A 14,800-nucleotide genomic window follows, 5' to 3' on the forward strand; every position below is an offset into this window, starting at 1 on the left:
CAGCCTGCCCAAGACCGCTGCGCAGAATTCTTATTTTTTTGACTGGTGAGGGTGATGATGTACCGGAAAGGTACGACCGTACGTAATCATCTCTCCCAGGATCAGACCACCGAAGAAGCCTGTCAGTGCAGCTTCAAGGGACGCGCCCACCATGCTGCCGATTACAACGCCAAAGGCGGCACCAAGCAGGCCACCATATACCATTGACTTGCGACGATACGCCGCTATTTTACCTTTTCTCATTTGCATTTCCTCCAGATGTTCAACCTGTTGAACAGGGCATGCTTGAAGACAGCCTACTTTCTGAAAAGTTGCCGTTGTAATAACAAATTTCCAGATTGTTTCTACCGTCTGACTTTTAATTTATCACAGCTTGTTAAGGCTTCAATCCGGTGGCGCAGAAGGTCTCAGTTTTCACAAAGAAAATACGACTCAGATCAAGATTGATGTACAAATTAATGCTGACGAATGGTGCATGATTACTGGTATTTCAGAGGGGCGCACCAGTGGTGTGCAGTGAGATGTACAGTATTGGTAAATAAGGCGGGAGGGTCTGAATTTGTCGGCTTTGACAGAGGGATGAGAAGTCAGCGAAGAGCAGACCAGCGCCTGGCCTGCTCTGTCATACGAAGATCAGTGCTGAACGCCACCTTCGCCGTGCACGTGACCGTGCTGCAGTTCTTCTTCGCTCGCTTCACGAATGCTCTCAACTTTTACAGAGAACGCCAGTGACTTACCTGCCAGCGGATGGTTTGCATCAACAGTCACTTCAGTTTCGTCAACTTCGGTAACGATCAGGTTGATTGGGCCGTGTTCAGTCTGAGCAGTGAATGCCATACCCGGCTCTACTTTCTCAACGCCCTGGAAAGCTTCGTGCGGTACTTTCTGGATACGCTCGTCGCTGTATTCGCCATAAGCATCTTCAGGAGCGATGGTCACTTCAAGCTCGTCACCCACCTGCTTGCCTTCCAGTGCAGCTTCCAGGCCTGGAATGATGTTCTGCGCACCGTGCAGGTACGTCATTGGCTGACCACCTTCTGAAGAGTCGATCACTTCGTTGCTGGCAACGTCAGTGACTTTATAGTGAATAGTAACGACTTTCTTTTGTTCGATGGTCATAGTGTTTCCCGTAATTGTTTGCCCGACTGGGCTGAATGTGGCCCCAGTATAACAAGCCACGCGCTGAGGAAAACCGTCACAGCAAGCGGATTTTGTCCATGACGGCATTTCTTGAGAGTGTTCGCACCCTGGAATCACTGTCAAAACGGACTTTGAGGTAATCGCTGTCCTCACTGATAACAATTCCTGTCCCCAGGGTGTCATGCACAATTCTGGTCAACTTTTTATCATCATTGAATTTGCTGTCGATCACACCGCCCGGGCGTTTCACCTGCCCGACAGTCGACGAAGCGGGTACTTCAAAACGTACTTCAAGATCCCCGGCGCCGAGGTGCGCAAGGTACGTCCCCAGCCATTGTGGTTGATAGCCGTCCTGACCGCGGAGAACGTAGGTACTGTCTCCCCGGGCTATTGCCTCGAGCAAGTCTTTCGATCGTGAAACACCCAGTTCACGCTCAAAGGTACTCGGCATCTCACGCTCTGAACACTCACGCAGAGGTTTCTCGGGCGTATCCGGCGCTAACAGATGCAGCTGCTTCCGCGCCCGGGTCATGCTGACATAGAGAAGTCTGCGTTCACTGGCGACATCGGCTGCTGTGGTGAACTCCCCTTCAGGATGGTACGGGAAGTACTGGCCATTCAGGCCCGGGATAATCACAGTATCCCACTCCCTACCCTTGCTTTTGTGCGCACTGGTCAGGGTGACTCTCTGATCTGAGTGGTTTTTCTGCGCTTTTACTTTCTGCAGCAGTGCACGCCAGTGTTCCGATAATTCACTGGCGCTGAGGTCGGTCGTACGAGCGTAACTCATGAAGGCGCGAATGGTCTCTATGCGATCATCGCTCTGCTGTGCACTGAAGGCATTATCGCGAATGCCCTCTTCCAGCTCAGTCTGCTCTGCATAATCTTTCAGCAGCCGCCAACCCTTCATATTGGTCAGTTCTGCGGCTGAAATAATCTGCGCACGCGTTTCAAGTTGTTGTATCTGCCATTTGCTCAGATCGTCCGGAAGCGCCTCAATCAAGGCTTCGCCGTAACCATGAGTCACAGCGCCCATTTTCTGAGCAATACGTTCCAGGAGTGCTCGTCTTACTTTTGGAAAAGGCGTCGTCAGTATGTGCAGCCAACTGTCTTCCCGACTGCGGACTGAACGCTCTGCAAAACGTCCGGACGCAATCTCCAGTAATAACCAGAAAATGCGTAATTCCCAGGCCTCAAGAACCGAACGACTGTGATCCAGGTGATAAGGAATATCTTCCTTGAGAAGACCAAGCTCCAATGCCGCCGACAACGACCAGATACGGTGGATAACGACAATCTCTGCGTTCTCATCCTGCTCAATGGCATCCCGGATTAACTTAATACTGAAAGCAGCTTCATTCCGCACCCGGTGCAGTTTTACCCGCGTCTCGGGCGTCGTCGAATGCGACAGACCCGTGACTGCTTCGCGCTCGCGATTGTGGTAAATCAAGTGATTAGCACAGAAACTGAGGGCATGGCCGTAGCGGAAGGTATGAGGCAACTGATACGTCGTCACATCGCCAAATTCCTGAGCAAACCGGCTTACGATAAATTCGGGTTTTGAGCCACGGAACTCATAAATCGTCTGATCTGGGTCACCGATCACGACGACATTTCCGCGCCCACCCCAGAGCATATGAAGAAGCGCCTGCTGAACATCGTTGATGTCCTGATACTCGTCGACCAGTATCCATTGCATATGACCGCCAAAGTGATCGGCCAGCTCAGGATGCGATCGTAAACACATCACAGGGTCGTAAAGCATGTCAGAGTAACTGATGCGGTACTTCGACCGGCGCCAATCTTCAAAGCGATAAAAGAGTTCAGTGAAGATCCGGCACTCTGGCGGATAATCGAGGGTTTCCAGAACATCCGCTGCGGGCAATAGCCCTGACTTAACCAGATCAAGAAATGCCATCGCGGGCTCTACCCACTTGCGCCGCTGGGAAAGAATATCCTGACGCGTATCATCGTCTGCTATTTCCTGTAGCAAGCGCCAGACAATGTTCTCGGTCTCTCCGTCTGACAGGACCTTACCCTGCCACTGTGGCAGTGCCCCCATAGTGATCAGGCGATCATAAATTTTCAGACCCAATGAGTGGAATGTACGAATCTGGGGAAGCGGCTGACCACTGACAAGTGATGTCAGACGCTTTTGAAAATCTTCCTGCGCCGCTTTGTTGTACATCAGCACCAGCATGCGCCGCGCTGGTACGCCATCGTGCAGACGCGCCTGAATAAAATGCGTCAGTGTCGATGTCTTCCCTGCCCCGGCCACAGCGATCACACGTGCATGCCCCTGCTTATGGGCAACGACGGCTTGCTGTTCAAGGGTGAGTTGGGCGATGGACACTGGTAACGGACTCAGGATGCAGAATCAAGGAAACCCCGAATGTTACGGAGTGACCTGTGTGGATGCAATTCAAAACAATAAGCGGATACCCGAAAGCCACGTCACAGACACCTGTGAAACTTGCGAAACCTAGACAGCCAACGCTGACAGATTGAAGCGTATCTGAAGAATAAAGCAGCAATGGCTGAAGCCGCAAAGCAACAAACAAACACCGAGATGCCCCCCCCCCCAAAAAAAACGACAGAGAAAGGGATTCGGGCAGTATTAATGGCTCTGATAAGTTCTGAAGTTATACGTTCTCTCAAGCTGCGTGGGTGCAGAGAACAGAGTATAGACACCGCGCACCCTATGCGTAGCCCCTGAATGGGGCTTCTTGTATCCGGGGCAATTCGGGCAGGACTATAAAAAGCTGTTTGGTGAAATGCTGTCGGAGACGTTAAAAAACGCTAGTGAAGTCTTCACGGTCGGTTAATACCCACTGGCAGATCAGTGAGTATCAATCAGTTCTGCTGTCGCCGGGTCGTATACGACCCCCTCTATCCGTTCCGAGCGTACTCGCTCGACTGCATCGTCGATGACGTTCAACGGCACTAAAAACCACTCCCGTGGCTTCACTTGCTTGCCAAAACGATCAGGAATAGTCAGATCTAACTGGGCCGGTGCAAATAGCCGGTGCAACAAATTTTCAAGTTTGGTGCGATTTATACCAGCAAGTTTATAAGTCGCGACGATATCGACTTTAGCCAACAGATACGTTGCGTCGTTCTCAGCATTGGCTATGCGCGCTTCTACCCTTCCGCCGGTAACACCTATTTTATGAATCAGGTCACGATGGCTCGCGACCGTCGGATGATCTGACTGGCTGCGAAGTACATAGATGGTGCCACTTTCGACATCCTCATCCCCCCACTGATCGCTAAACAAAGGGCCAGCGTCGGGCTCGGTCACACGCCGGCCAGTATCATCTTTGTACAGTGCTCGAATCAACGATCGGCGCAGAATATTGCTCTCGGTACCATTGGAGTAAATCACGCGCAAGCGGGCATCGTTGTCTCCGTTCGGCGCTTTAATAGTCTCACCGACCTCAGCGACATACGCTATCTGACCGCCCAGAATAAACAGATTGGTTCGCTCGATGCTGGCATCTTCTTTAAAGCGCCGGGTTACGCGTAATCCATTTTTAATCTCGCGCTCCACCCGCTCAAAAATAGGCTGGAAGTCGTCAAAATCTTCACATGTTTCACGCTTAGCTACTTCGTCAACTTCGCGCTTTTGCGCCGCACTGCGCACATGCTTAAGCTCGGTTAATGAACCTCCAGCAATCTCACCCAACTCAGCCAGAAGCTCATCATCACTCGGGCTGGAAGATTCATCGTTACCGTACCCCGGAGGCTCTTCTCTTACACTTGACACTGCATCCGACGCCCCCGATTCAGCAGTCCCATTCAGTATCCCCTGGTGATCCAGCGGCGTTAGCAATTCTGCGCACTCTGGTAACGCACGCAAACGATCTAAGCGCGTGGCATACAAGCGCTCAAAGATATCGCCACTCTCACCATGTTGCGGAATGCGTTTGTGCTCATCGTAAAAGCGTTGAATATCCTCAAAACCCGCAACAATACGCTGCTCTTTCGCTGACAGCGTTTGTTTTTTCTCTGGCTTTGCATACTCATCAAGCTCTGCACGCAGATCATCAAGATCCATCGTAGCGACCCTCATCTTTAAATCGAACGAAGGCAGCTGCGCCTTCGGCCATTGTTTTTTCCCAGGCATCCTGCGCGCCGATAGACGGCAAGCGTCCGCGTTCCTTCTTGAATTTCATTGCCCGTAGTGCCAACTCTTTCGCCTCTTCCGGGGTAAGGCGGGTCTTTTTCGCCGCAATCGCCGCAGCGACCTGCTTTAACGTATCTTCATTCATCGCGACCGACAGGATCGAATACGCCTCGCTGAATGGGTTGATACTGTCGATCAGGTCAATATCCAGCTCGCGCACGTCCATCGAGAACTTACGAATCCCCTGAATCAGCGCCGTATTTGGAGCTGGGTCTCCAGGTGTCACAGGGTCAATCAATATGCCATCCTGATCGGCGATATCCAACGCAACCTGCTTACCCTGCTGAATCAGGTTCAACGCCGTAATCGCGTGCTGACGTACAGCCTCCTGATCTTCATCATCCAGTTCTGGGTACCGCTCTTTGATGATCTTACCCATACGCACCTGAGTCAGCTCTTGCGGTACGGTTTCTTCATCAAACAAGCCGCGCTCAATGGTCGGCTTGTCCTGCACAAAGGTCGCGATCACCTCGTTCAGATCCTCGCGACAGATGCGCGTTGCCTCGTCACTTTTCGGCATTGCAAGACCGTTAATTTCGATCTGGAACTGGCCTGTGTCGTGGTTGAAGCCGACGTTGGTTTTCTCAGGATCATAACCGCCATCTCCGTAATCAAACCCGGGGGTTGGTTCGTTCGTAGGATTCTTAGGGCGGAACTCAAACCGTGGAGCCAATACCTGCTCCATCAACAAACTTGCCGCAATCGCTTTTAACGTATCGTTAATCGCTTCGGTTACCGCCTCTTCGCTGGCATCCGGTTCAGCAATCAGATTCGTAAATCGGGCTTTGGTTTTACCCGGTGCATCGCGAGTAGCCCGACCAATGATCTGTACTACCTCAGTCAGGCTGGAGCGATAGCCTACCGTCAGGGCGTGTTCGCACCAGATCCAGTCAAAACCTTCTTTCGCCATACCCAGCGCGATAATGATGTCGACATGATCGCGGTTATTCTTCTGTTTCGGATCTTTCAGCGAGGCAGACACCTTGTCACGCTTACTGGCATCGTCATCAACCAGATCGGCAATCCTTAGAATGCGACCCGACTTAGTCTTTACCAACTGAAAGCCTGTGTTGTCATCCGTGCCCTGCCATTCACCCAGCTCTTCAATGATGTGTTCAACTTCGCGGATTTTATCTTTGGTGCTTTCACGCGAGTTAACACTCGGAATATGAATAATGGTTTTCTCATCCGGGTTCAGTACTTTCAGCAAGTCATCTGCATACGGGCCTGTATAAAAGAAGTAGCCAATATCAAGTGTCTTCAGGTACTCATACCCATTAAGCTGCTCGTAATAGGTGTAAGACACAGGCACAAAGCGGGCCTCATCCTCAGGCGCCATAACGGCTTCAGCATCACCTCTGAAGTATGAACCCGTCATCGCGACAATATGCACCTTATCACGGGCCATCAGTTCGGCCAGTTGTGCCCCCAAACGGTTCTCGGGATTAGCCGACACATGGTGAAACTCATCCACGGCAATCAGGCAGTCATCAAACGCCTCTACCCCAAACTTCTCGACAGCATTACGGAAGGTCGCATGCGGGCAGACCAATACCTGTTCGTCTCCTGCCAGAAAGCTGCCTACCGAATCCGCCTTACTGCCCTCACCGGGGCTGTTACACAGGTTCCACTTCGGTTCTACATGCCAGTCAGCCCAGAAGCCGAACTTAGTCAGCGGCTCGTCAGCAAAGCTGGAGCCGATGGATTTCTCCGGTACCGTGATAATTGCCTTGCGCAACCCTTGGTTATGCAGTTTATCCAGCGCGATAAACATCAGCGCCCGGCTCTTACCAGAGGCCGGTGGCGACTTGATCAACAAGTATTGCTCACCCCGGTACTCATAGGCGCGCTCCTGCATCGGGCGCATACCCAGCTCGTTGGATTTATTGGTCTTACCGCTCTGCGCGTAAGACACCGATACAGAAGGAACATGTTTATTCATATCTTTCGCCTAAATTCTTAAAAGTTACCCTGGCTGATTGATCGGGCCTCGTGCCCGAACTGTGTGTTTGTAACTGAGCTGTCACGCTGACTAAGCGGAACCGCGCAATACCGCGCAATACCGCGCAATACCGCGCAATACCGCGCAATACCGCTCAAAACCGCTCAAAACCGCTCAAAACCGCTCAAAACCGCCCATAACTGCCCATAACTGCCCATAAGCAAGACTCAGTCCACTCGCAATACATTCATAAACGAGTACCTGCGACACTTGCCAATGCAGCCTTTAAAACCTGAATACACACCCTAGCAGTATGCTCGTCAGGAGAAAAACGGGATGCCATTTGCTCATATGGGTGAATATAATTACGAAAATCTCGAAGGCCATGACTGAACTTTTTAACATCTGGCTTCAGAAATCCAACCTCACAAGCAACGTCAATGAACTGCGACAGAGTCCACTCGTGGAATGGTCGAACACGCTTATCCATCACTTTGGGACTGGCAGAAGCCTGATTAAACTTTTGTGGATACTTTTGGGCCAATCCAAGCAGCACTCCCTCCAGTACACTACCGCATAAAAAAATTGTCGAAAGGTATGCACTGGCGCCCATTGCAAGCCGCACTTCATTCAGCCGAGACTCAATAATAGGTACTGCCAATGGCTCTATTGGTAAATTCCGAATATCTGGCAGTGAAAACTCTATATCGAGAAAATTGGAATCTCCTTCAGAAGGAGAATCAGAAGAGCTTACAGGGAGGAGTCTATGAACGATGCAACGAGCCTTTTCAAGTGCTAAGACATCGACTGGGTGCCCACTGAGGTGATGCGTTGCTTCATAGAGATCAAGCATGTCACCTAAGACAGAGCCGACTTTATCGTCTGGCATCTGCTCCCAGAAGGAACGCAATTTCTTTGCCTTCGAAGTACCGTAGGTCTGATATTGGATCGCGTGAATATCTACGCCCTTGGCATTAAAAAACTCACCATATGTCGCATCATTAAAATCAAGCACATACCCCGATTGCATTCCAAACAGCTTCTCAAAATAGAGTTTCTCCGCTGATGTTAATGAACTCACATTCAAGCTCCTTTTTTACCCGCCGTCATCTTACTGTACATCTCAAACAGCTTTTCCAGCCGTTCGGTGTCGTTGCGGAAGCGGCGACCAATGTAGATGCGTTCCAGCACTTCATCGTTGCGTTCATGGGCGGCGCGCAGATCGTCGGGCATAGCATCAGGTTTGTAGAGGTCAGCAATGGTCGCCGGAAAGTGGCGTTCGCGGGCGAGCAGAATATCTTCCGCGCAGCGGGTCAGGTCTTCTTTGTTTTTCTCCGTAAGCTTAGGCACGGGGAAAGTGTTCCAGCCCATAGTGTTGGAATATCTATAACGTGTTTCCAGCTTGCCACAAACCGTACCGATCCAGACCAGATGAATCCGGGAAGCGATCAGAGCCATATTCCAGAGAGGGGCGTCGAAAAGTGCAAAGGCACTGCCATAGATAATGGTAGATCCACTCTCGATAGATACTGGCAAGTACTCTCTATTTTCAGAGGAATGAACAGGTAAAACGATGATCTGGTTTTCGTTACCACTCTGTCGGATCTCATCGAACCGGTAAGGCCGCTCTGCAGACTTATTAGTAGCAACCTTTTTACTAGACAGTCGCATTTCTCTTACCGATTCTATTCTGGCTCTAACATCAGGTATAGATTTGGCTAGTTCATAGTTACTCTCATCAATCCATAAGCAGAATCGCGGTGTTCCCGATATCGACTCATTAGAACCGACAAAAGGGCGAATCAGTTGATCTGCGCACTGGCTACGAGAGCAAATTTCATCCTTTTCGGAGCGAGAGAGAATAAGATTCCCCCCATCTACTGGGTAATTCCCTTTCACCATGTTAGATAATCCGAAAGGGGAGGCTTTAACAGCGGTTAAAGAATCATAACGCCCTGGTATAAGATATGGATTTATACAATCAACATACTTTACTTCAAGCTCCCCTTGTTTACCGATTGAGTAGATTCGACAACCTTGATTATTAGAATTCGATAAACCAATGATAATTACGGTAACCCCCGCATTATTCGCAGCCAAATTAGACCACTTGAAGCTCAAGTGTGCGAAATCAATTTTGATGCCGAGTCTAAACAACTCTGGCCATATCAGTGGAACTTGCTGTCCCTGACAAATTGAGTTTGTAGTTACAAACGCAGTAGCAACTTGGCCGAAACGACCGTATTCAGCAGCTTTAAATAACCAACCGGACACATAATCCATTGCTTTCCAGGAATTTATTCTCCCATCAAACATTGCTTTCATATCTAGCTTATGTTGCTTATCTTGCTCGCGAGTTCCAATATAGGGAGGGTTCCCACAAATATACGTCTCTCCACCCTCGTTATCAAAATCTATTTCAGCTTGATCTAGTGGAGTTTCAAAAAGATCATCCGCAATGGTCTTGACCCCGGTACCGGTAGGCGGACAAATGCTCAGCCAATCAAGCCTCAGGGCGTTACCACAGGTAATCCAGTTTTCTGCATTGAGTGGCAGGAACTCCAGCAATGCTTCACGCTGCCCACGATAGAGAACATCACATTGGTATTCGGCAATAATCAAAGCCAGACGGGCGATCTCGGCGGAAAAGTCACGCAATTCGATACCGCGAAAATTGGTGAGTGGAATATCGCTTTTGCGACCCGGTTCACCTCGGCGTTCGTTGATGGTATGTTCAATCTCGCGCATTTGCTTGTAGGCAATCACAAGAAAATTACCCGAGCCACAGGCTGGGTCAAATACTCGAATGCGCGCGATGCGTTTGCGCAGGTTTAACAATTTACGCGGGTTATCGCCCGCTTCTTCGAGTTTCTTGCGCAGGTCATCTAAAAACAGTGGATTCAGCACTTTAAGGATATTGGGCACGCTGGTGTAGTGCATGCCCAGCTCGCCGCGCTCTTCGTCGTCGGCAACGGCCTGAATCATAGAGCCAAAGATATCCGGGTTGATCTGTGTCCAGTCGAGGTTACCGATGTGCAGCAGATACGAACGGGCGATTTTGCTGAAGCGTGGCACATCCGTACTGCCTGAAAACAGACCGCCATTTACGTACGGGAAGTTATTAGCCCAAGAGCGCAGGCCTGAGCCATCGCGGTCTGCCAGCTTGGTGTTCATCGCTCGGAACATCTCACTGATCACTTCATGAGTATTAGAACTGTCGCGGGCGCTCATCTGCTCGATGGTGGCGGTAAACAAGTCGGTGCCAAGAAAGATATCGGTGTCTTCGGCAAAGAAGCAAAAGATCAGCCGCGCCATAAAGTGGTTCATTTCATGGCGTTGGTCTGCCGTGCCCCACTCCGGGTTGTCTTTTAACAGCTCGACATATAAGCGGTTTAAACGACTGGTCGCGCGTATATCAAAGGCGTTGTCGCGTATCTGCTTGACGGTACTGATACCGGCCAGTTGCAAGAAGAAGCTGAAGTGGTCCGGAAACTTGGCGTAGTCACAGGCCACAGTCTCGCCGCTATCAATGGCTTCGGCCTGAAACGAATCGCCATCTGTTGCCAGAATAAACTTCACTTTGTTCTTAGCGGTGGCCGGGCTGTCGTGCAGTGCTTTTAAGGACTCGTCTACCTTACCCGGCTCGCTGACTAGTATATGAATATTGTTGCGTTGCAGCACACCGCCCACATCCGACTTATTGCTGCTGCCGGACTTGAGCTTTTTGATGGTGGTTTCTTTGTTACCAAACGCGCGCAGAAACTCATAGGGGAACTCAAGCGCATCGAATGACTGCATGGCCAGATCAGAGATGGCGATTTCGATTTCTACAGCGTTCACTTGTGTGTATTCCCTTCGTTTGCCGCTTCGGCTTTTAGTTCTAACAGTTCGGTGATGTCACATCTCAGGTAAACACAGAGTTGTTCGAGTACATCAAACTCTACTCTCACGGCTGTTTCCTGATACAGGCGGGTGATGGTGCCGCGGTTGATACCCGTATCCCGGGCGACGTCAGCGATTTTGAGCTTTTGCTCGCCCATGATGCGGGATAGGTGACACTTAATCATCTCTGAAAGCCCTTTTTGATCTTCTGAAGATCATATTGATTCGCAAAAATTGGGTTTACTGTACTAGAGGTAGAGTGGTGTGTCACAGGGTTTGTAGGTAATGTCTCAACTGGTATCATCAACGCCCTGCAATGCTGACTGAACTCTCACGGACGACTGATGCTTAAACGACTTTTTGCTACCCGCAAGCACCCCTATATGCCTGGCCTGAATACGCCAGAGCAGATTACCGTCAACTTGTCGGGGTCCGTGCTGTCACTCAAGCTGCCGCCCCATTATCGTTCAGATGGGTTTGAAGCACATTGCGACCCTATCGAGGCGATGAATATCTACGACCCCACCGGTTACGGTGGTGATCCGGTGGGCACGGCGGTCTTTAACAGCAAGCGTTTTATCAGCCGTCAATGGGAGTTTTTTGGGCCGCTTACCCGGCTGCGGTATATTGGATCAATATCCTTTGTGGCCGTGGTGGAACGCATAGACAGCTTACCCGAGGGTATGAGTTGCTTTAACCCTAACCACTTTGAACAGGTGATTAACCGTCTGATATTTAAAATGGGGCCGGAGACACCTCAGATAGCTAAGAAGATTGCACCGGTCAACTGGCGTACCGAAGTGAAGAATGGCTGTTTATGGCTGTATTACGAGATACACAAGGCCGACGATGCCGATCCAGAGAGTCAGTTCTCAAGCTATGCGGTCACGCCACTGGATGATCATCACTATATCCGCTTGATGTTTCATAATCTGGGGAACAAGCCCTCTGAACATTCCAACCGTTTTGTTAACAGTGTACGAGACAAAGTACTGAACTCTGTCACTCTTACGTTGAGTGAGTACGCTCAGCAGCGAAAGGCTGAAGTCAATTCTCAGTGGCCGGACGCAACCATATCACCACAACGCCAACCTTATAACTGGATATACCCTGAGTGGCGTGATGGAGACACCAGTAAGGGCGAGCGCCATGTCGTTATCACCCAATATCACACCCAGCCGCCCAAGTTTCATTTGTGATTTTATTAAGTAAAGGACTGCCCATGAACGGAAGCACAGCAAAGAGCCCCTTGGTTGCCATCATTACTGAACGTGATAGCAGTAATATCTGCCGCCCGGTATATATGGCGGAGAAACAATATGAACAGTGGAAGTTTATTAAGCAAAACCACAACGGCAACTATTACCTGACGAATTTAATACGGGCACTCTATGATCTGGCGGCCTGCCCGGGCGGGCGCACTCATGCTGCCATTCAGCAAAAGATATTTGGCCCCTTTATTATGCACTACAGCCTGGCGCAGGCAGACCGTATTGAATTGATTGCCCTTAAAGTGGACCAGAGTCTGGTTTCGGTTGAAGGACAATCTCCCGGCTTGTACAAATCTGAGTGGATTCGTGAGGAAGGTAACTGGATAACGCAAGATGGGTTAAAAGGAAAAATGGACTTATCCCACCAATGGAAAGGCGCGCATACCGCAGCTATTCCCGGGAAATTCGATGGGAAAAGAGATGCTGGCCGGATTATTGGTGACCACATCACCAAGGCCTATCGCGCAGCCTTCAGTGCGTCTGAGGTACAATCACAAGGTAATCACTTTTCGTTGTTCTGGATGAACAACGACTTTAAGGATCGTGCCCATGTTGAGAGCATTGTGTCCTTTATTCAGCAGGCAAAATTAAAAAACACCTCTGTGCGTTGGTTGGTCCATGGTGAAGCCGCTGGTGTGTTTGTGGAAGCGGTTACATATCTGAGTACCCAGCCTCAAGCTGGAGTATTGAAAGACACTGCAAGCAACCTGGTAAAACAGTCGGTCTTCTTCTCGAATCCCCGTGGCAAAGACTGCCGCGAGAAGCAATTGGAAGCACTGTGTGAAAAAGTCGGCCTGAATTACGTAGGCACCAAAATCAACGACTTCGACATTCTGTTTAACGGTGACGCGCGGGATAAGTTCACTGATAAAGCCATCAGCGCCGGAGGCGTTATGGGCCTGAGTGGTGTCACAGGGTACGTTGGCTATACCGCACTCTCAACTGGCTATGATGCCATCATGGCAGGCAGCTCTATCGCTACCACCATGGTCATGGGCACGTCGGCGTATGTTTTAGCCAAAGATAAAGCGACCACGTTTGGCGGTTACGCACGCAACCTGCCTAAAGTCGTTTCTTCGGCACTGGGTAAGGGTAATCAACAGTGGCATTAACCGAACAATTTTTGCTTTAAAACTCACGCACAAAAAAGCCCCGTTTCCGGGGCTTTCGATTTAAGCAATGTTCCTGTTTTAAGCTTACGCCTGCTGAGCTGATACCTGGCCATGCTCTGTCAGCGCTTTAATGCCACTGATGCGGTTCGCTTCGGCGGCCAGTACCTTCTCTTCGTCGCTGGCGTATTTCTCATCCCACTCCAGCACTTTTGGCGTCATCAGGTGGTGCCACAGCGGTGGGATCAGGGCGACGACGATGGTAGTCAGGTAGCCATTGATCATAGTCGGTGCTTCTGGGTATGGGCGCAGGTCCTGGTATGGGACTTCACCGTGTGCGTGGTGGTGAGAATGACGGGTCAGGTTGAACATGGTCCATGACGAGAAGCGCTTGTTGGTGTTCCATGAGTGACGTGGCTGCACTGGCAGTTCTGGGTTACGAACCATGCCGTAGTGTTCCATGTAATTTACGATTTCCAGCAGGGCTTTACCGAACAGGCCAGCACCGATGAACATCAACATGGTTTCTACACCACCAGCCAGGAATGCCAGTGCAACAATGATGGCACTCATACCGTAACCACGCAGTACCGAGTTACGGATCGACAGTGGGCTGTGACCCATTTTACGTAGACGCTCAGCTTCGAGTTTCAGTGCGCTGATGTTGCCTTTAATGGTCGATGCCAATACATGGAAATATACGTTACGGCCACGAGGCGCAGTCGCAGGGTCTTTGGTGGTACTGACATAACGGTGGTGACCGTAAACGTGCTCAACGGCGAAAGCGACGTCAAAGCTGAAGGCGAGCAACCAACGGCCTACAAACATAGAGATCGGATCCCAAGTGCGGTGTGTCAGTTCGTGTGCCGTAATGGTACCCACCATACCAATCATCAGGCCGGTAATAATCAGAGCGCACAGGTTAGATACCCATGAACCTTCGGCTTTCGCGGCCAGCACATCGTAGCCAGTCAGGCTGGTGAGCATTTCACCCAGACCAAACAGGTCGCCGGAACTCACCTGCCAGAAATAAGAGAATACAATCAGCGACAGTAGTGGCAGCGCCAGCCAGAGCTGTGCTGTCAGAATACCAGGATGCTTAAATGCTGGCGTCGTGGTGTCATCCCCCAACACGGCGTCCAACACAATATAACCACCGAAAATGGCGATCAGACCAAAAATTATCCAGTCGCTGCCCAGAAACATTGCCGCTGCCGCAAGCAGGCCGATGGCGTGGAAAAGAAAATATTTGAGATAGTGGAACATAGGA

11 protein-coding genes are annotated in these 14,800 nt (G+C 50.3%); 2 read left to right on the plus strand and 9 right to left on the minus strand.

Translation table 11 applies throughout. From position 1 onward, the window contains the following. Positions 1-30: 30 nt before the first annotated feature. From BW941_RS07960 to BW941_RS07995, 8 genes are all read right to left on the minus strand, one after another. On the minus strand, positions 31-243 hold the full coding sequence (locus BW941_RS07960; protein ID WP_068435522.1) for a glycine zipper family protein: 213 nt from the start codon (positions 241-243) through the stop codon (positions 31-33). A gap of 390 nt (positions 244-633) precedes the next feature. Then, positions 634-1,119: an FKBP-type peptidyl-prolyl cis-trans isomerase gene (locus tag BW941_RS07965; protein ID WP_076515062.1), complete on the minus strand. Its 486-nt coding sequence runs from the start codon at positions 1,117-1,119 to the stop codon at positions 634-636. 76 nt (positions 1,120-1,195) lie between these two features. After that, positions 1,196-3,493 carry an ATP-dependent helicase gene (locus BW941_RS07970; RefSeq protein ID WP_076515063.1) on the minus strand — a complete coding sequence of 766 codons (2,298 nt, stop codon included), beginning with the start codon at positions 3,491-3,493 and terminating at the stop codon, positions 1,196-1,198. A gap of 486 nt (positions 3,494-3,979) precedes the next feature. Continuing rightward, a complete protein-coding gene (locus tag BW941_RS07975; protein WP_139325800.1) occupies positions 3,980-5,197 on the minus strand; it encodes a GIY-YIG nuclease family protein in 1,218 nt (405 codons plus the stop codon). Then, the gene (locus BW941_RS07980; protein WP_076515065.1) at positions 5,187-7,268 is read right to left on the minus strand and encodes a DEAD/DEAH box helicase; all 2,082 of its coding nucleotides are present in this window, start codon (positions 7,266-7,268) and stop codon (positions 5,187-5,189) included. The genes BW941_RS07975 and BW941_RS07980 overlap by 11 nt, the downstream gene beginning before the upstream one ends. Positions 7,269-7,515: 247 nt before the next feature. Continuing rightward, on the minus strand, positions 7,516-8,349 hold the full coding sequence (locus BW941_RS07985) for a hypothetical protein (protein WP_076515066.1): 834 nt from the start codon (positions 8,347-8,349) through the stop codon (positions 7,516-7,518). A gap of 2 nt (positions 8,350-8,351) precedes the next feature. Further along, positions 8,352-11,108 carry a class I SAM-dependent DNA methyltransferase gene (locus BW941_RS07990; protein WP_076515067.1) on the minus strand — a complete coding sequence of 919 codons (2,757 nt, stop codon included), beginning with the start codon at positions 11,106-11,108 and terminating at the stop codon, positions 8,352-8,354. Beyond that, positions 11,105-11,335 (minus strand): helix-turn-helix domain-containing protein, encoded by a 231-nt coding sequence (locus BW941_RS07995; RefSeq protein WP_076515068.1) that lies wholly within the window; start codon positions 11,333-11,335, stop codon positions 11,105-11,107. The genes BW941_RS07990 and BW941_RS07995 overlap by 4 nt, the downstream gene beginning before the upstream one ends. A gap of 159 nt (positions 11,336-11,494) precedes the next feature. Between BW941_RS07995 and BW941_RS08000 the strand changes: the two genes are divergently transcribed. Continuing rightward, positions 11,495-12,349 (plus strand): hypothetical protein, encoded by an 855-nt coding sequence (locus tag BW941_RS08000; protein ID WP_076515069.1) that lies wholly within the window; start codon positions 11,495-11,497, stop codon positions 12,347-12,349. Positions 12,350-12,372: 23 nt separating this feature from the next. Next, a complete protein-coding gene (locus tag BW941_RS08005) occupies positions 12,373-13,533 on the plus strand; it encodes a hypothetical protein (RefSeq protein ID WP_076515070.1) in 1,161 nt (386 codons plus the stop codon). An 84-nt stretch (positions 13,534-13,617) separates the two neighbouring features. Here BW941_RS08005 and BW941_RS08010 read toward each other — a convergent pair whose 3' ends face one another. Continuing rightward, positions 13,618-14,796: an alkane 1-monooxygenase gene (locus tag BW941_RS08010; protein WP_076515071.1), complete on the minus strand. Its 1,179-nt coding sequence runs from the start codon at positions 14,794-14,796 to the stop codon at positions 13,618-13,620. Between the last annotated feature and the right edge of the window lie 4 nt (positions 14,797-14,800).

The sequence above is a fragment of the Thalassolituus maritimus genome (genome assembly GCF_900156675.1).
GTDB lineage: Bacteria > Pseudomonadota > Gammaproteobacteria > Pseudomonadales > Oceanobacteraceae > Thalassolituus > Thalassolituus maritimus.